This window comes from Enterobacter sp. PTB (assembly GCF_051130085.1).
GTDB lineage: Bacteria > Pseudomonadota > Gammaproteobacteria > Enterobacterales > Enterobacteriaceae > Enterobacter > Enterobacter ludwigii.
Map to the genome: position 1 here is coordinate 1 of NZ_JBDKEE010000046.1, position 16,332 is coordinate 16,332.

Here is a 16,332-nt window from a genome sequence, read left to right on the forward strand (position 1 = left end):
TCGTCTGCCTGCCCCTTTTTCGCACACCCGGCCGCGTCCGGCTCATGCGCCTGTGGCTGTGCGTGCTGGTCGCCGGCGTGCTGGCCGGCCTTCTGGCCTGGCATGGTCAGCACGGCGACCTGGTGGACCATGCTTACGGGCGCTACGGGCGCCTGCAGATGTGGCAGAACTGCCTGTGGCTGATTGCGCACCGTCCGTGGTCTGGCTGGGGATACGGTCGCTTTGATGTGGCCTATGTCCATGCCTGGCAGGCGAGCGGCAATATCCCGGTCATCGACCTGGCGTACACCACGCACCCGCATAATGAAGTGCTGTACTGGCTGACGGAGGGTGGCATGGTGGCGGGCGCCGGTCTGCTGCTTATTCTTGCGGCCGGCATCAGCCTGGTGCGCCGCAGCCTGCAGGCCCGCCGGGACCCGCGGACGCAGGCGGCCGGCATGCAGGCGCTCACCATGGCCCTCTGCACCCTGCCGGTGCTGATGCACACGCAGCTGGAGTGGCCCCTGTACCTCTCGGCCTGGCACTACCTGATGGTGGTGATGCTCCTGGCCATGGCGGACGGCACCCTGCAGCAGGCGAAGGCCCTGCCGGCAGCAGGCGATAACGCCCGCACCACGGACCACGCTGCGGCCACGCACCGCCGTATCCCGGCACTGCCGGCGAGGGCCGTACTGCTGTGCGCCGGCATCCTCACCCTGTGGTGGATGGTCACCGGCCTGATGGTGGGGCTGCAGCTGACGCTGGCGGCGCAGCCGGGCGGTCTGACCCCGTCCCGCCTGCAGGCGCTGGAAGCGGCCCGCACGCACAACCCGTGGGTGCTGAAGGAGGAGGTCTGGCGCACCGAAGCGGTGGCGCAGGCGAACCGGGCGTATCAGGCCGGCGACCTGTCGCAGCTCATCCCGGTTATCGGGTTTGAGGAGCAGTACCTGCTGCGCCACCCGGACCCGGACATCACCGCGAACCTGATTAAGCACCTGCGCCTGACCGGTCAGACAGAAAGGGCTCAAAGAGTGATGGCGCAGGGCCACGCCCTGGCGCCGTGGGATGTTCGCTTCAGTGATGACGCGACACTCCCGGAAGGCGCGCAGCCGCAGTCCACGCCGCAGCAGGACCATGAGCACGAACAGAGCGAACAGAACGAACAGAGCGAACAGAGCGAACAGAACGAACAGCACGCCGGCCCGCGTGACCCGCAGACACAGACCGTGAGGAATGCATCATGAGCATACCGGACATCAGACAACAACAGGCCACCCTGTGCCGGGCGCAGGCCGGAGAGGCGCTGGACGCCGCCTGGCAGTGGCTGTGCGACGCCCGTAAGGGTGCCCCGGACAATGCGGGCATCTGGCATTTGCGTTACCACTGGCACCGCACCCGCGATGACCTGCTGACCGCGCTGCTCAGCGGAAATTACCGCCTGACACCGGTGCTGCTGACGAAAAAACGCCCGCACCACGACCGCCAGGTGATGTGGGGCGCGCAGGATGCGCTGGTCCTCAAATGGACCGCCCTGCTCATCACCCCGGACCTGGACCTGCACCCGCGCTGTGAGCATGTGAAGGGCCACGGCGGCGGACCGCAGTCGGTGCACCGCATGACCGGTGCCCTGAAACAGCAGCAATACGCGTGGGTGTGCCGCACGGACGTGAAGGGCTACTACCGGCATATCAACAAGGACCGGCTGATGAACCAGGTCAAACAACACATCACCGACCCGGTGCTGCAGGGCCTGATACACCAGTACCTCCACTACACGGTGGAGGACGGCGGGGAGTTTTACACCCCGGAGTCGGGTATTGCCCGCGGCTGCGCGCTGAGCCCGCTGATGGGGGCCCTGCACCTGTACGCCATGGACGCGTGGTTCGCAGGGCAAATGGAACAGGCAAAAAAAAACAACAAACCGGGGATTTACTACGCGCGCTACATGGATGACATCGTCATCCTGGCGCACACGCGCTGGCAGCTGCGCAGGCAGGTGCGGGCGCTGAATCAGTTTTTTAATGAGGGTGGGTTTTGTCAGCACCCTGACAAGACCTTTATCGGCAGAACAGAAAGAGGATTTGACTGGATGGGCGCACAGATGAGTGATACCGGCGTGGAGGGCATCGCGCATCGTGCGCGAACTAACCACCTGGAGCGGTTGCGGCGGCTTTATGAGCGCGTCCGTAAGTGGCCTGCTGCACGCAGACAGGCCCGGATGTCGCAGTATCGCAAAAGGTGGACAATTTGGGCTGGCGCGATCTTACTCGCATTGAGCTCAAATGCATCTCGCGCAAGTATCGGCAACAGCTCCGACCTTGATACAGGTTTCCACAAATGCGTGAGTGATGGCAGTCTGGGGGCATTGCCAAATAATAAATGGGGTGGCACCTGCTCGATTAACCTCCCGTCCCGTGGGTTTACGCCCCAGATTACAACAAGGGGCGTGATGGCCCTCAATGCGCTAGGCGGTACGTCCTCAGGGGTACTATTATCAAATAACCTAAACCCCGGGGATAACATAACCCTTACGCTGTCATCGCAATACACATTTACGACTGACGCGGCCAACGGCAATCCCACGCAGGGCACGGGTGGGCTCGACGCAGGTCTGGTATTCGTGGCTACGTCACAAGCGTCGGGATTCGGCACAACAGGCACAATTCAATACCCAGCTGGAATGGAATGCGATTTTTTACAAACGTTTACGTCGGCCACCGGTCCTAACGACGAGATGAGTCCGGGCTACCCCTCGATGAAACGACCCTGCAAGCACACGATCCCGGGGGGGACCCTCAAGTGGACCCTAACAAGAAACCTTGGCGACACAATAAAATACCCTACCTTAAACTTCAACGTACGTGGTAATGGCCCCGCCTCTAATGTCATGATCGGCATCGGCGTGGGGGGCAACGGGGGCGTCGACCCGAATCCTGTCGATCCTCCCGTCGCCGGCGACCCCCCGAACTGCACCGCCTGGGCAGGCAACGTGGCAACAGCCACGCCCGTTGACCTGGGGAATGCCATCCCATCAGCCTCGACCGGCGTGAAACTGTCGACCTCCCTGGCTCCAACCACCACCGTGGGAATGACCTGCCAGGCGGGAGCGAACGGCGCCATTGCGGCCAAACCGTACCTCCTCGTGGCAAACATGAATTCCACGGTAAACGCCGACCTGTACACCCTGGTAAAAACCGGCGACTGGCTGGGCCTGCGCCTTAAACTTCCATCCTCTCCTCAGGGTAACGGACAGGTGGCGACCGGCCAGACGGCGGGCGGGTATGTTAAATGGAACGGCACCTCAGCCACGCGCATCTGGGACTGGTCCCTGGCCGCGGATGTGACGGCCAATGCCAACATCCCGGTCAGCCAGATGACCCTGACGCCCGAAATCTGGCAGGTGGCTGCGCGCAATACCACGGACGGCACCCGCTCCTTCCAGGTTGAGTACAGCGTGGTGATGCCGTGATGCTTTTCATTTTCCTGACCTGAACCTGTAGCGGGCGCACTGGTGCGCCCGGCTGAACGCCTTTACCCGCGCCGCATATCGCGTGCGCGGTGGTTTCCTGCACCCTTTTCCGGGCAGGAAGCCCGATTCGGTAGATGCAGTAGATGCAGTAGTAGCTCCGCCAGGGCTCACAGAAGGCCCGGCCTGTTTTCTTTTTTTAGCCATCTGTTTGACATCGCACCAGGACTGACGCAACCAGACGAGGAGTATCAACCATGTTTGAACGATATCAGCAGTCCGCTCTGCCCCGCCTGCAGCCCGCAGCGGGTGAGTCCCGCCCTTCGGCGCGCGAATGCCCGCCTTCAGTCGACGGACCTTCAGCCACCGTCGTGGCCGGACGCCAGTCCAACCACGGCCACTGGACCCTGCCGGCGAGCCTTGCCGGCTCGGGCGTCAACAGCCTGTGGCTGGCGGTGGCCACCTGGGCGCTGCGCGCCGGGCGACCCGTCACCCGCGAGGATGTGGCGCAGGCCTTTCGTATCTCGGCCCGCCGGGCTGCAGACGTCATCACCTACCTGCTGGACACGCGCTCGGATGTGGTCACCTGCGAGCGCGAGGTAATCCGGGTCGGCTCCGGCCACCGGGTCGGGCTGCTGCGGGTGACCGCGGTGGCGGATGCCACGGTGGTCCCGTCACCCGGGCGTGCACCGGAAAAACCACGGGCCACCCCGGAGACCCGGGCGCAGGAGGCCTCTGAGCTTGCCGCCGCCCGGGCGCTCTTTCTCGGCCAGCGCACCGTGCAGCGTGCCGGCTGAGCCGGCGTGATGTCCCGTCCGGGCTCGCAGGGTGCGTGTCCGGGCAGGGAAGAATGGAGAGCGCCGGACAACGGTGTCCGGTGATGGCAGTCTGAACAAAGGAATACAGCAATGAACAATATGATGAAAGCAATGTGTGCGGAAGTGGCAGGGACCTTCTGGCTGGTGCTCGGGGGCTGCGGCTCTGCGGTCCTGGCGGCCGGTTTCCCGGGACTCGGTATCGGGTTTGTCGGGGTGTCCATTGCCTTTGGCCTGTCGGTGGTGACCATGGCCTACGCCGTGGGGCACCTTTCCGGCGGGCACTTTAACCCGGCCGTGTCGCTCGGGCTGTGGGCGGCCGGACGTTTTCCGGGCAGCCGGCTTCCGGCGTACATGCTGGCCCAGGTCTTCGGCGGCCTGCTGGGCGCCGGCGTCCTGTATGTGATTGCCTCCGGGCAGCCGGGCTTTGATGTCCACGCCGGCTTTGCCAGCAACGGCTACGGTGCACACTCCCCGGGCGGCTACCCGCTGATGGCGGTCATCCTGACCGAAGTGGTGCTGACTGCCATCTTCGTGCTGGTCATTACCGGTGTGACCGGGCCGTGCGCCCCGGCAGGCTTTGCGCCGATGGCGATTGGTCTGTGCCTGATGCTCATTCACCTGATTTCCATTCCGGTGGACAACACCTCGGTGAACCCGGCCCGCTCCACGGCCGTGGCGCTGCTGGCCGGCGGGGAGTTTATCGGCCAGCTGTGGGTGTTCTGGCTGGCACCGTTAATCGGCGGCCTGCTCGGCGGCATGGCGGGTGGCTGGCTGTTTGCCCCTGATGCCACGGAGCCTTCCGGACCGGCGGCCTGAGGCCGCTGTGTCCGTCGGGTGTGCCGGCGTCAGTGGCGCCGGCACCCTGACTGACGGGAGTTAACGACATGCATGACCGTGTCCTCACCCCTGCCCGGGGGCTGATGCTGTCCGTGATGGACTGCGCCGGCGTCTGGGCCGATATCCTGACCCTGGGCGGTGCCTGCGCGGGCGGGTATCTGCTGGTCAGGGCGGCTGCCCGCCGCATTCGTGCGGCCGGAGGCTGGCCGGTGCTGGCGCATCCCGCCTGGCAGTGGCTGGTTCCCGTGCTGATGCTCAGTACCGGCGCCGGCCTGCTTGTGCCCGGTGACGGGTGCCGGAACGCCGCGCAGGTACACCTGCAGGCGCAGGCCGGCAAACCGGACACGCGTTGTGAGCATCCGGAAATCAGCGGCGTGACCCTGAGTCATGCCTGTCTGGGGCGGGCACAGGGCGGGGACACCCCGCCCGTACCGGTTACCCCCGTGACCACCCGCACCCGTAAAGGACAGTAACCATGTGTCAGACCGTCAGTGAGCGCGCCCGTTTTTTACCGTTCGGCGTGACGGACCCCCGGGGCCGTGAGGCCTGGGTGGTGTCCGCCTGTGCCCTGGCCCGTCAGGGACTGGTGGCGGCCCTGCATGACGTTCAGCCGCCGTACCGCATCACGGCCGCCCTGACCGGGCTTGAGTCCGCGCGGGCGCTGAGCGCCGTGCTCCGGGCGCGGGCACCTGACGTGATTATCCTCTGGCTGCCGGGGGAGGCGGCCCGCCAGCGGGTGATGGTCCGCCTGCTGGCGGCCACGCTGCGCATGGCGACGTCCGTGCCGGAGGTTATCGTCCTGGGGGAGGGGCCGCTGTACTGGTTTTATCTGACGCTGCTGCGCGAAGCCCGTCAGCCGGCGCTGGCGGACGCCCTGCGTCTGCTGGATGCGCGGCACACCGTGCGCTCGCTGCTGCAGCATCTGGCCCGGCCGTGGGGCATTCCGCTGATGAAGATGCGCTTTGCGTCCGTGCGCCGTGCGGTGCCGGCGTATGACCTGTCGCCCGGCGAACTGCGTGCCCTGGAGGGGAGCCTGACCGGGGTGACCATGGAGGTGCTGGGCGCCCGGCTTGGCCTGTCCCCGAAGACGCTGTATGCGCAGCGTTACCGGGCGCTGGAAAAACTGGGGTTTGAGCCCCCGGCCGGGGATTTCTGGCTCTGGCATCTGGCCTGGCTGCTGATTGACTGCCGGGGAATACCGGAGCGGGAAGGGCCGTGACCGACTGTACCCCCGCGCCGGGTTGCGTTACGTGCGTGCCGCGCGGGGCAGTTCCTGATGAACAACACAATAAAGGTAAGAAAAGCAATGGCAAAACAGACACACAGACGCCTCTGGCTGGCCGCGGCCGGCCTCCTGAGTGCCGGGTACCTGCAGGCTGCTCTGGCGGCTGACGGCGCGGGTGCCCCCGCTGCAGATGACACCTGGCATTTCACCGTGGGCCCGGAATTTGGCGCCACCGGCTTTAAGGGCAACGGTGCCATCGGCCCGGCCGCAGGGAGCCTGAAGCTGCCGTTTCATAAGGTGGCGAAGGACACCCGCGTGGCCTTTGCGGGCGGGGTGATTGCCACCCGGGGACCGCTGGGGCTCTGGCTGAACGGCCAGTACCTGAGCCTGAAGCAGGACTTTGACAGCGGTGACCACCACGGCAGCGCCCGCGGCCACGCCACGGAGCTCAGCGCCGGGGCCTGGTATCAGGTCTGGCACCGGGTTCTGGACGGGCAGACCGTTCACGGTACGGCGCAGCAGATAACGCTGGCACCGCTCGCCGGCGTGCGCTGGACCGGCCTGAATGCCGCCGTCGACGCCGGTGACGATTCGGGATCACAGAGTGCCTCCTGGGCCATTCCGATTGCCGGCGCCCGGATGAACGCCGACCTGAGCCCGCGATGGCTGCTGAGTGCAGAAGCCGATGCGGGGGCCTGGGGGCGGGATTTCACCACCCAGGGTCAGGTGACGGCCGGTTACCGTCTGATGCTGCTGGGACTGCCTGCCGTGGCGCATGCCGGGTATCAGGTCCTGCATCAGGACCATAAAACCAGCGATTTTCACTGGAACGTCACCCAGTACGGCCCGGTGGCCGGCCTGTCGGTGACCTTCTGATTTTTGGAGGTCAGCATGACACGTCTGTGGCCGTGCCTGATACCGGCCGGTGTGCTGGTACTGCTCTCGCCGGCAGTCCGGGCCGGCCTGGGGCCTGATGCCCCGGTGCTGTTTCAGGGGGCCGGGGTGCTGGCCGCCCTGGCGCTCCTGGGGGTGAGCGGTGCCCTGACATTCCTGGGACTGCGCCGGCACTGCCCGTGGTATGCCGGGCTGCAGCGGGCCATCGTGCGCGGGGAGATTGTGCCCTGGTACCAGCCGGTGGTCTGCGGGGAGCGCGGCGTGACCGGCGGGGCGGAGGTGCTGGCGCGCCGGCTCATGGCGGACGGCAGCGTGATGCTGCCGGGGGACTTCCTCGGGGAGGTGACCCGTCGCGGGCTGATGGTGCCGATGATGTGCCGGCTGCTGCAGCACGTGGCCGCTGACATGCTGGCCACGCCGCTGCCGCCGGGGTTCAGGCTGTCGGTGAATGCCGATGCGGCCTGTCTCGCTGACCCGGCGTTTGCCGGCGAGTGCCGGGCCCTGCACCGGGTGCTGGTCCGCCAGCAGGCCTCGCTGACCCTGGAAATCACCGAACAGACGTGCCTGACGCTGACGCCGGCGCTGCTGGCGCTGCTCTCCTCCCTGCGTGCAGAGGGGATAACGGTGGCGCTGGATGATTTCGGGACCGGCTGGTCCGGCCCGCTGCTGCTGGCGGCCCTGCCGGTGGATTACGTCAAACTGGATGCGGTGTTCACCCGCGGAGCCGGCCTGCCGGTGACGCAGTGCGACGGCGGGGACCGCTACCTGCAGATGGCACAGCGGCTGATAGCCCTTGTCCGCGACACCGGTGCCGTGGTGGTGGCGGAGGGCATCGAGACGCACCGTCAGCGCCTCTGGCTGCTGGCACACGGGGTGCTCTGGCAGCAGGGCTGGCTGTACGCGCGTCCCATGCCGGCCGGGGACTTTCACGGCTGGATGACCACCTGTGTGGCCCATATGCCGCTGCGCCCGCTGGCGCACCCGGCAACCTTTCCGGCGGATCCGGAACACAAACAACACATAAGGAATGACAAATCATGACCCTGAAAACCTGTCTGGCTGTCCTGTGCCGCCGCATGCCGGCCGCCCTGGCGACGGCCGCGCTGACCGTCCTGACGGCCACCGCCGCATTCACGCCGTCCGCTGAGGCCTGTACCAGTCTGGTGCTGCCCGCAACAGACGGCTCGCGCATCTACACCCGCACGATGGAGTTTGCCATCGACACCAAATCCCGTCTGGTCGGGCTGCCGCGCCATCTGGCGCTGACCGGCCAGAAGGGGCTGGCCTGGGAGTCCAGATATGCCGCCATCGGCATGAATGCCTTCGGTATGCCGGCCCTGCTGGACGGCATGAATGAGAAGGGGCTCACCGGCGGTATCCTGTACTTCCCGGGGTTTGCGCAGTACACCGACCCGCAGGCAGTGGGGCCGGGGCAGGGGCTGGCCCCCTGGGAGTTTCTCACCTGGGCGCTGACGCGCTATGCCACGGTGGCAGAGGTGAAGGCGGCCCTGCCGGGGGTTCGGGTGATGAGCATCGAGGAGCCGGACATGAAGATTATTCCGCCCGTGCACTACACCCTGCATGACGCCACCGGGGCCTCCATCGTGATTGAGCCGGTGGACGGCGTGCTGAAGGTCTATGACAACCCGCTCGGGGTGATGACCAACTCGCCGGAGTTTCCGTGGCACATGACCAACCTGCGCAACTACGTCAACCTGACGCCGGCGAACGTGCCGGCGTTACACATCAACAATGCCGTCATACAACCGCTGGGTGCGGGCTCGGGCCTGCACGGCATTCCGGGTGACCTGACCCCGGCGTCGCGTTTTGTCCGTGCCGCGGCCATGGTGATGTCGGCCGGGAAGGTCGAGGGCGGCCTGAAGGGGGTCAGGATGGCAGAGCATATCTCCAGCAACTTTGATATCCCGAAAGGGATGGTGCAGGTGAGGGATATGCCGCCGGACCTGACCCAGTGGACGTCGGTGGCGGACATGGGGCAGAAGCGTTACTACATCAAGACCTGGGGTAACCCGGTGCTGAGCGGGGCGGGATTTGATGACTTTGACGTGAACAGTCCGGCCCTGGTGAACTTTTCGGTGCCGGCCACAACCCTGCCGCTGGTCCTGAAACCGGACACCGGGGCGTGAGAGCGGGTATCCCGGGCCTGAACCGGCTGGCCTGGCTGTTGCTGGCCGTACAGGCCGTGGCGCAGGCGGCCGCAGAGCGGCCGACGACGGCGCTGCCGCCGGCGCCGGATGCGTTCACCCCGGTGGCCGTGGCGTATCCGCCGGTGCCGATTGCCGGGACCGAGTGGGAAAAGACCGTCAGAAAGCGGGAGGCTGAGCGCCGCCGGGCGACACAGACGACGCGGGAGACCGGGACCCGGCACAGGGCGGGCCTGAAGCACTGAGTGTACAGGGCGTACGCGGGACACAGCAGCGCAGTGGAGGTGGCGATGGGATGGCATGAAGGGATCCGGTATCTGCTCCTGGCGGGGGCCACGGTACTGATGGCGGGGGTTATCGGGTGGATACAGACCACCTGGCCGTCACGCCGCCGGCGCTGGATTTTTGTCACCCGGCCCTGCTGGCTGGCCCGCTGGCTCTGCGGGGACCTCGGGCCTGGCGGGACCCTGTGGCAGGGCGGTGTCCTGATACCGGGTCTCTTCTGGTGGGGGGTGACCTCCGGCCTTATCCCGTCGTCCCCTTTTCTGCACGGGGGACTTGCGGTCTGGGGCACCCTGCTGGGCGTGGCGATGGTCAACGCCGGGCGCAAGACGGCCCTGGGGGCTCGCGGGCGCTGTGCCCTGTCCATGGCCACCGCCGTGGTGCTGCTCCTGGCCTGTCTTGAAGGGGGGAGGATGCTGGCGCTGCTGACTGCCCTGGCGGTCTGATGCAGGCCGGCGGGGTGATGACACGAACGTTTACAACGGATGAAAACCATCATGACAATGAAAACAGAGGCCGCACCAGACACGATGCCGGCCGGTGAAAACGGACGGCGTCTGCCTTACACGCCGGGGGCGGTTGCCTTTGTTGTACTGCTGCTCCTGGCAGGGGTGCAGTGTGCCCTGGCCCTGCTGGAGGAGGTGCTGGCGTGAGTACGCTTCCCGTTCATCAGCCCTCAGCCGGTGAGATTGATTTACTCCAGCTTGCCCGGACTCTCTGGCAGGGGCGGCGGACGTTTATCTTCGCCATTTTTCTCGGCGTTGCCGCCTCGGGGCTGGCGGGGCACTTCGGGGCGTGGACCTGGACCAGCGAGGCGGTGCTGGTTGCGCCCTCGCTGACGGACAATCCGGCGCTGGCGCTGCAGCGTGCGTCACTGAAAACGCTGGGCATCACCCCCGATGTGACGGACAGCTGGCTGTCCGGGCGATTCATCCGGACCTTCAGTGCCCGCGACGTGCAGCTGGACTTTCTGCAGACCTCCCCGGTGTTTCAGGGGATGACGGCAGGCCTGTCTGCCCCGGCGCGCATGGCGGCTGAAAACGCGATGATACAGGGAATGGTGCTCGAGCCGGCGCCTGAGGGGAAAGGGGAAAAAACGCTGTACCCGTACCTGACGGCGCGCCTGAAGGCGAAGACCGCCCCGCAGGCGCGGCAGCTGCTTGATGACTGGCTGGTGTATGTGAATGCCCGGGTGGCGACCATGGCGCGCCAGACGCTGGAGGAGCAGCGCCGTGTCCATCTGGAAGCGGTGCGTGAGCAGCTTGGACTGGCCCGCACCCGGGAAGCCATTGCCCGCCAGGTCAGTGTGACCCGCCTGGGCTATGCCCTGTCGCTGGCAAAGGCGGCGGGCATTTCGCAGCCGGTGTTCACGAAGGGCGATGCGTTTCATGACGATCCGGATTTCCCGCTGGGCCTGGGGGAAAAGGGCCTCAGCCGCAAACTTGAAATTTACAGCGACGGGACGGACCTGCGCCGGCTCAGCGTGACGCTGCAGGAGCAGGAAGATCTCGTCCGCCGTCTGGAGAACATCCCGGTGACCACGCCGTCCGTGCAGGCCTTTCACCTGCTGTCCAGCCCGGTACTGCCCGAGCGGCATGACGGGCCACAGACCGTGCTGCTGATGGTGCTGGGAGCCCTGGCCGGCGGGTTTATCGCCGCCGGCGTGGTGCTGCTGCGAAGCCTCAGTCACCCGCAGGCCGGGACCCGGCCTGCGGATGACCGTACGGCGCTCCCGGCCATCGCGCCATGCCCGGTCTGTCACATACCTCACCGGCAGGATACGCCCGGTACACCTTCCCGTTAATAATGATGAGACATCATGCCACTACATGTAATGCGTAAGTCGGGCGCCATTGCGCTCGCCCTGGTCATGCTCACCGGCTGTACGGTGATACCGGGACAGTCCCTCAGCACCGCCGGTAAAACGGTGTCGGGCACGGCGCTCAGCCAGACGGAACTGGATCGTCTGGTCAGCGTCCATCCCCTGACGCCGGCGTTGCTGCGTCGCCTGACCCCGCCTCCGGTGCCGGCCCGCCCCAATCCGGCGCTGGATGCACAGCTTGCCCGCTACAGCTACCGCATCGGCCCCGGCGACGTGCTGATGGTCACGGTCTGGGACCACCCGGAGCTCACCACGCCCGCCGGGCAGTACCGCAGCGCAAGCGACACCGGTAACCAGGTGGCACCGGACGGGACGGTCTTTTATCCCTGGGTGGGGCCGGTGGCGGTCGCGGGGAAAACGCCCCAGCAGGTGCGGGAGGACCTTACGCGCCGGCTGAACCGGGTGATTGAAAGTCCGCAGGTGGACGTGACGGTGGCGGCGTTTCGCTCCCAGAAGGTCTACGTCACCGGGGAGGTGGCACGCTCCGGTCAGCAGCCGGTCACCAGCATTCCGCTGACGGTCATGGATGCGGTGAACGCGGCCGGCGGCCTGACGGCGGATGCGGACTGGCGTAACGTCATTCTGACCCACAAGGGAAAGGATACGCGGCTGTCCCTGTATGCGCTGCTGCAGCGCGGGGACCTGACGCAGAACCGGATGCTTGAGGCGGGCGACATTCTGTTTGTGCCGCGCAATGATGACCTGAAGGTGTTCGTGATGGGCGAGGTTGGCCGGCAGAGTACCCTCAGAATGGATCGCAGCGGCATGACGCTGACCGAAGCGCTCAGCAGCGCGGAGGGCATTCGCCAGGACATGGCCGATGCCACCGGGATATTTGTGATCCGCCCTCTGGTCAACGATCCGCAGCAGCGGATAGCCGATATCTATCAGCTTGATGCCCGTGATGCGACCGCGATGGTGCTGGGCTCGCGCTTCCCGCTGGAGCCCTACGACATCGTCCAGGTCACCACGGCCCCGGTGGTCCGCTGGAACCGGGTGATTTCGCAGCTGGTCCCGACCATCAGTGGCGTGCACGACCTGACCGAAACCGGTCGTTATATCCGGACGTGGACGCCATGATGTTCCGGCACATTCTGGTTATCTGCACCGGCAATATCTGTCGCTCCCCGGCCGGCGAGCGACTGCTGCGCCGGGCCCTTCCCGGCGTGACGGTTGACTCTGCCGGGGTGGCGGGCCTGCCGGGACACCCTGCCGACAGCATGATGCAGGCGGTGTGTGAGGCCGGCGGCATCACGCTTGACGGACATCTCTCCCGGCCGGTGACGCCCGCCATGCTGCGTCAGTACGATCTCCTGCTGGTGATGGAGCAGGCGCATATCCGCCAGCTGACGGTGAGGGCCCCGGAGGCCCGCGGAAAAATCATGTTATTCAGCCACTGGTCCGGGAACGTGAATGACACCGATATCAGCGATCCGGTCGGTCAGGATCGGCAGGTTTTTGAGCAGGTTTACAGCCAGCTCGGGCAGGCCGCCCGGGCGTGGGCGCAGCACCTCAGGGGATGACAGCGGATAATAATGGCGAATATGACAACAAGACACCGTGCAACCGGAACGGCTGAGGCCCCGGATCATGACATCGATCTCCTGCACCTGGCCGGCCTGTTTGCCGCACGCCTTCCCCTGATACTGGGTATCACAGGCGTCTCGGTACTGATAGCGGCCCTGGTGGCCTTTTCGCGCGCCCCGGTCTGGCAGGCGGACGCCCTGGTGCAGGTGGAGCAGAGGCAGGGCAGTGATTTGCTGAATAACCTCAGCCAGATGCTGCCGGATGCCACCCCGGATGCCTCACCCGAACTGGAGCTGCTGCGTTCGCGTATGGTGCTCGGCAAAACCATTGACGACCTGGATTTACAGACGGTGGTGCAGCGGCAGTACACCCCGGTCCTGGGGCGGTTACTGGCCAGGCTGACCGGTGAGGTCCCGGTCCGTCTGGTCACGGGCAGACTGACGCTGCCCCGCACGCAAGACGATGCTGAGCCGCTGCACCTGACGGCCGGTCCGTCAGGCCAGTACACCCTGACAGGACGTGATGTGAACGCCCGGGGCAGGGTAGGACAGCTGCTGGTACGGGGCGAGGTCAGCGTGCTGGTGACGGACCTGGAGGCCCCGGCGGGAACGCGGTTCACGCTCACCCGGGTGACGAAGCCGGAAGCCCTGCGGGGGCTTCAGGAGGCCTTCACCGTTGCGGAAAAAGGCAAGAGCAGCGGCATGCTCGGGCTGATCCTGAAGGGGGCAGACCCGGACCTGACGGCGCGTACGCTTGACCGTATTGCCGCAAACTACCTGCAGCAGAATATTGACCGCCAGGCCGCCCGGGACGCCAGGCGGCTGGATTACCTGCAGGCGCAGCTCCCGACGGTGCGGGAGGCGCTTGATCTCGCGGAAAACCGGCTGAACGCCTACCGCCAGCAGCAGGACTCCGTTGACCTCAGCCTCGAGGCAAAATCGGTGCTCGAGCAGACGGTTAACGTGGACAACCAGCTGAATGCCCTGACCTTCCGGGAGGCGGAGATTGCCCAGCTCTATAAAAAGGACCACCCGGTTTACCGGGCGCTGCTGGAAAAACGCCAGACCCTGCTGCAGGAAAAAAAACGGCTGGCAAACCAGGTCTCCGGCATGCCGGCGACCCAGCAGGAGATACTGCGCCTGAGCCGGGAGGTGGAATCCGGGCGGGCCATTTACCTGCAGCTGCTTAACCGCCAGCAGGAGCTGCGTATCTCGCGCTCCAGTGTGACCGGAAACGTCCGCATCATTGACGCCGCCTTTACGGCGCCCGACCCCGTCGGCCCGGGGGCCGGGCTGATAATGCTGCTCGCCGCCCTGGCCGGGATGATGGTGGCCTGCGGCATTGTTCTGATACAGCATGTGCTGCGCCAGAATGTGGAGACCCCGGAAGTGCTGGAGGCGCAGGACATTGAGGTGTGTGCAACCATCCCGCTGTCGGCGTGGATACTGAAGAACGCGGCCCTGCGGCGCCGGGGGGCGGACGGGCCGGTGCCCTTCCTGCCACAGGACCACCCGGAGGATGTGGCGCTTGAAGCCATCCGTGCCCTCAGGACCCGTCTGCACTTTGCCCTGCAGAAGACCCCTGACAACCGGGTGGTGATGCTGACAAGCCCGACGCCGGGATGCGGGAAGACGTTTGTGAGCAGCCTGCTGGCGGCGGTGATGGCGCAGACCTCACTGAATGTCCTCCTGCTGGATGCCGACATGCGCCTGAGCTACCTGCACCGGATGCTGAAGCTGGATAACCGTTGCGGGCTCTCCGGGATCCTGTCGGGGGAGGTCCCCCCGGAGTCTGCCGTACAGCGGTTCACCCCGGGCGGATTTGATGTGATAACCAGCGGCCCGGTGCCGGCCCGTCCTTCCGAGCTGCTGATGAGTGCGCGCTTTGACGGGCTGATGGCCTGGGCGCGGGCACATTACGACCTGGTGATTGTGGACACCCCTCCGGTCCTGGCGGTCACCGACCCGACGGTTATCGGTCATGCTGCCGGCGTCAGCCTGCTGGTCGCCCGTGCGGGACACAGCAATCTGAAAGAAATCATGCTGGCCCGTGACCGGCTGGCCGGGAGTGGCGTGACGGTCAGCAGCGTTATCCTCAACGGGATTGCGAAGCGGCACAGCGCCTACGGGGGATACTATCAGGCGTACGGAAAAGGCTGAGTGCCCTCAGCCAGAAGAAAGACGATATCCGCACAGGACAGCCCGGATATCCGGTGAGGAACAGGCATGACAGAATACTTTTTGATGATGCCGGCAGCCGATGATGTGCTGCTGCTGGCGGTAACGGCGGCCCTGCTGACGATGTCGGCGTATATCGGGCTTCATATGCGCCATCCCCGTACGGGGAAAATGGCTGACGGGGGGCTCGCGGTCACCGTCGGGGGGCTGGTCCTGTCGGTCCTGCTGACGGGGTTTGCGTTTTCGGTTGCCATTAACGGCTACACCGCCCGCAAACAGTCCCAGACCCGGGAGGCCCAGGCGGCTGAACGGGCGTGGCAGTACAGCGCGCTGCTGCCGGAAGACATCCGGCAGCGGACGCAGGGTGTGCTGCGGGGCTATCTGGATGAGCGTATCCATTTTTTCCTGGATGATTCGGTGCAGGGGGGGCGAAGCTGGAGCCATCTGGCACAGGGCAATCAGCAGCAGCTCTGGCGTCTGGTGAGTCCGGCGGTCGCGAAAAATCCGGATGCAGTGATGGCGGACCTGCTTGCCGCCTTCAGTGAACTGAGGGCATCGCAGCAGCAGACCGGTGCCGTCTGGCGGCGCCACATACCGGATGCGGCCTGGCTGGTGCTGATTGTTTTTTCGATGACGTCATGCTGCCTGTCCGGGCGGCTGCTGTCCGGACAGCGAAAACCGGCAGTGTACCTTCTGGCGCTGCCGGGGCTGATGTCCCTGTCCCTGTTTATGATTGCGGAAATCGATATTCCGGGCCAGGGGATTATCCGGGTGACGCCGGATGATATTGAACAGGTGGCGGTGACGCTGCCGGTGGATTACACGGGAGTACAGCATGATCCGGCATCTTCTGTTTATCACGTTCACTGAGGCCGCATCCGCAGACCAGGTCGACGCCGTCAGGCGGGCCTTTCTGGACATGCCGCGCCGGGTTACCGGGGTCATCCGCGTGGAGTGGGGGATGAACGACAGCCCGGAGGGGAAAAATGCGGGGTATACCCACTGCGTGCTGATGACGTTCGCCGGTGAGGCAGCCCGCCGGCGGTATCTGCCCCATCCGGCGCATGCGGCGCTGAAAAC

At 65.7% G+C, this 16,332-nt stretch carries 18 protein-coding genes; all 18 read left to right on the forward strand.

Annotated features, from left to right (window positions below; all coding sequences use genetic code 11):
* Nucleotides 1-44: 44 nt before the first annotated feature.
* On the forward strand, nucleotides 45-1,223 hold the full coding sequence (locus tag AAIR21_RS26405; RefSeq protein ID WP_434682652.1) for a Wzy polymerase domain-containing protein: 1,179 nt from the start codon (nucleotides 45-47) through the stop codon (nucleotides 1,221-1,223).
* A complete protein-coding gene (locus tag AAIR21_RS26410; RefSeq protein WP_434682638.1) occupies nucleotides 1,220-3,448 on the forward strand; it encodes a reverse transcriptase domain-containing protein in 2,229 nt (742 codons plus the stop codon). Before AAIR21_RS26405 ends, AAIR21_RS26410 begins: the two co-directional genes overlap by 4 nt.
* A gap of 254 nt (nucleotides 3,449-3,702) precedes the next feature.
* Nucleotides 3,703-4,242, forward strand: coding sequence for a CaiF/GrlA family transcriptional regulator (locus AAIR21_RS26415; RefSeq protein ID WP_434682639.1), 540 nt, complete (start codon nucleotides 3,703-3,705; stop codon nucleotides 4,240-4,242).
* Nucleotides 4,243-4,365: 123 nt separating this feature from the next.
* Nucleotides 4,366-5,079, forward strand: a complete 714-nt coding sequence (gene aqpZ / locus AAIR21_RS26420) for an aquaporin Z (protein WP_422701508.1) — start codon at nucleotides 4,366-4,368, stop codon at nucleotides 5,077-5,079.
* Nucleotides 5,080-5,147: 68 nt separating this feature from the next.
* On the forward strand, nucleotides 5,148-5,573 hold the full coding sequence (locus AAIR21_RS26425; RefSeq protein ID WP_434682640.1) for a hypothetical protein: 426 nt from the start codon (nucleotides 5,148-5,150) through the stop codon (nucleotides 5,571-5,573).
* 2 nt (nucleotides 5,574-5,575) lie between these two features.
* The gene (locus AAIR21_RS26430; RefSeq protein WP_333169014.1) at nucleotides 5,576-6,319 is read left to right on the forward strand and encodes a helix-turn-helix transcriptional regulator; all 744 of its coding nucleotides are present in this window, start codon (nucleotides 5,576-5,578) and stop codon (nucleotides 6,317-6,319) included.
* An 87-nt stretch (nucleotides 6,320-6,406) separates the two neighbouring features.
* On the forward strand, nucleotides 6,407-7,201 hold the full coding sequence (locus AAIR21_RS26435; RefSeq protein ID WP_434682642.1) for a hypothetical protein: 795 nt from the start codon (nucleotides 6,407-6,409) through the stop codon (nucleotides 7,199-7,201).
* Between the two features lie 15 nt (nucleotides 7,202-7,216).
* Entirely contained in the window at nucleotides 7,217-8,260 is a 1,044-nt protein-coding gene (locus tag AAIR21_RS26440; RefSeq protein WP_434682643.1) for an EAL domain-containing protein, read from the forward strand.
* Nucleotides 8,261-8,382: 122 nt separating this feature from the next.
* Nucleotides 8,383-9,366, forward strand: coding sequence for a choloylglycine hydrolase family protein (locus AAIR21_RS26445; protein ID WP_434682644.1), 984 nt, complete (start codon nucleotides 8,383-8,385; stop codon nucleotides 9,364-9,366).
* On the forward strand, nucleotides 9,363-9,629 hold the full coding sequence (locus AAIR21_RS26450; protein WP_434682645.1) for a hypothetical protein: 267 nt from the start codon (nucleotides 9,363-9,365) through the stop codon (nucleotides 9,627-9,629). Before AAIR21_RS26445 ends, AAIR21_RS26450 begins: the two co-directional genes overlap by 4 nt.
* A 45-nt stretch (nucleotides 9,630-9,674) precedes the next feature.
* Nucleotides 9,675-10,112 carry a hypothetical protein gene (locus AAIR21_RS26455; protein ID WP_434682646.1) on the forward strand — a complete coding sequence of 146 codons (438 nt, stop codon included), beginning with the start codon at nucleotides 9,675-9,677 and terminating at the stop codon, nucleotides 10,110-10,112.
* Nucleotides 10,113-10,163: 51 nt separating this feature from the next.
* Nucleotides 10,164-10,319 carry a hypothetical protein gene (locus tag AAIR21_RS26460; RefSeq protein ID WP_434682647.1) on the forward strand — a complete coding sequence of 52 codons (156 nt, stop codon included), beginning with the start codon at nucleotides 10,164-10,166 and terminating at the stop codon, nucleotides 10,317-10,319.
* On the forward strand, nucleotides 10,316-11,470 hold the full coding sequence (locus tag AAIR21_RS26465) for an LPS O-antigen chain length determinant protein WzzB (RefSeq protein WP_434682648.1): 1,155 nt from the start codon (nucleotides 10,316-10,318) through the stop codon (nucleotides 11,468-11,470). Before AAIR21_RS26460 ends, AAIR21_RS26465 begins: the two co-directional genes overlap by 4 nt.
* A 15-nt stretch (nucleotides 11,471-11,485) precedes the next feature.
* Nucleotides 11,486-12,628 (forward strand): polysaccharide export protein, encoded by a 1,143-nt coding sequence (locus AAIR21_RS26470; protein WP_434682649.1) that lies wholly within the window; start codon nucleotides 11,486-11,488, stop codon nucleotides 12,626-12,628.
* The gene (locus AAIR21_RS26475; RefSeq protein WP_434682653.1) at nucleotides 12,628-13,071 is read left to right on the forward strand and encodes a protein tyrosine phosphatase; all 444 of its coding nucleotides are present in this window, start codon (nucleotides 12,628-12,630) and stop codon (nucleotides 13,069-13,071) included. Before AAIR21_RS26470 ends, AAIR21_RS26475 begins: the two co-directional genes overlap by 1 nt.
* Nucleotides 13,072-13,092: 21 nt before the next feature.
* A complete protein-coding gene (locus AAIR21_RS26480) occupies nucleotides 13,093-15,234 on the forward strand; it encodes a polysaccharide biosynthesis tyrosine autokinase (protein ID WP_434682650.1) in 2,142 nt (713 codons plus the stop codon).
* Between the two features lie 66 nt (nucleotides 15,235-15,300).
* Nucleotides 15,301-16,122 (forward strand): hypothetical protein, encoded by an 822-nt coding sequence (locus AAIR21_RS26485; protein ID WP_333169024.1) that lies wholly within the window; start codon nucleotides 15,301-15,303, stop codon nucleotides 16,120-16,122.
* The coding region (locus AAIR21_RS26490) for a Dabb family protein (protein WP_434682651.1) at nucleotides 16,088-16,332 on the forward strand (245 nt) is incomplete at its 3' end. The genes AAIR21_RS26485 and AAIR21_RS26490, both read left to right, overlap by 35 nt.

Bases quoted from the DNA above. Each gene is read 5' to 3' on its own strand.
- AAIR21_RS26405 (WP_434682652.1), top strand. From the start codon at position 45: ATGCGCCTGTGGCTGTGCGTGCTGGTCGCCGGCGTGCTGGCCGGCCTT.
- AAIR21_RS26410 (WP_434682638.1), top strand. From the start codon at position 1,220: ATGAGCATACCGGACATCAGACAACAACAGGCCACCCTGTGCCGGGCG.
- AAIR21_RS26415 (WP_434682639.1), top strand. From the start codon at position 3,703: ATGTTTGAACGATATCAGCAGTCCGCTCTGCCCCGCCTGCAGCCCGCA.
- aqpZ (WP_422701508.1), top strand. From the start codon at position 4,366: ATGAAAGCAATGTGTGCGGAAGTGGCAGGGACCTTCTGGCTGGTGCTC.
- AAIR21_RS26425 (WP_434682640.1), top strand. From the start codon at position 5,148: ATGCATGACCGTGTCCTCACCCCTGCCCGGGGGCTGATGCTGTCCGTG.
- AAIR21_RS26430 (WP_333169014.1), top strand. From the start codon at position 5,576: ATGTGTCAGACCGTCAGTGAGCGCGCCCGTTTTTTACCGTTCGGCGTG.
- AAIR21_RS26435 (WP_434682642.1), top strand. From the start codon at position 6,407: ATGGCAAAACAGACACACAGACGCCTCTGGCTGGCCGCGGCCGGCCTC.
- AAIR21_RS26440 (WP_434682643.1), top strand. From the start codon at position 7,217: ATGACACGTCTGTGGCCGTGCCTGATACCGGCCGGTGTGCTGGTACTG.
- AAIR21_RS26455 (WP_434682646.1), top strand. From the start codon at position 9,675: ATGGGATGGCATGAAGGGATCCGGTATCTGCTCCTGGCGGGGGCCACG.
- AAIR21_RS26460 (WP_434682647.1), top strand. From the start codon at position 10,164: ATGACAATGAAAACAGAGGCCGCACCAGACACGATGCCGGCCGGTGAA.
- AAIR21_RS26470 (WP_434682649.1), top strand. From the start codon at position 11,486: ATGCCACTACATGTAATGCGTAAGTCGGGCGCCATTGCGCTCGCCCTG.
- AAIR21_RS26475 (WP_434682653.1), top strand. From the start codon at position 12,628: ATGTTCCGGCACATTCTGGTTATCTGCACCGGCAATATCTGTCGCTCC.
- AAIR21_RS26480 (WP_434682650.1), top strand. From the start codon at position 13,093: ATGACAACAAGACACCGTGCAACCGGAACGGCTGAGGCCCCGGATCAT.
- AAIR21_RS26485 (WP_333169024.1), top strand. From the start codon at position 15,301: ATGACAGAATACTTTTTGATGATGCCGGCAGCCGATGATGTGCTGCTG.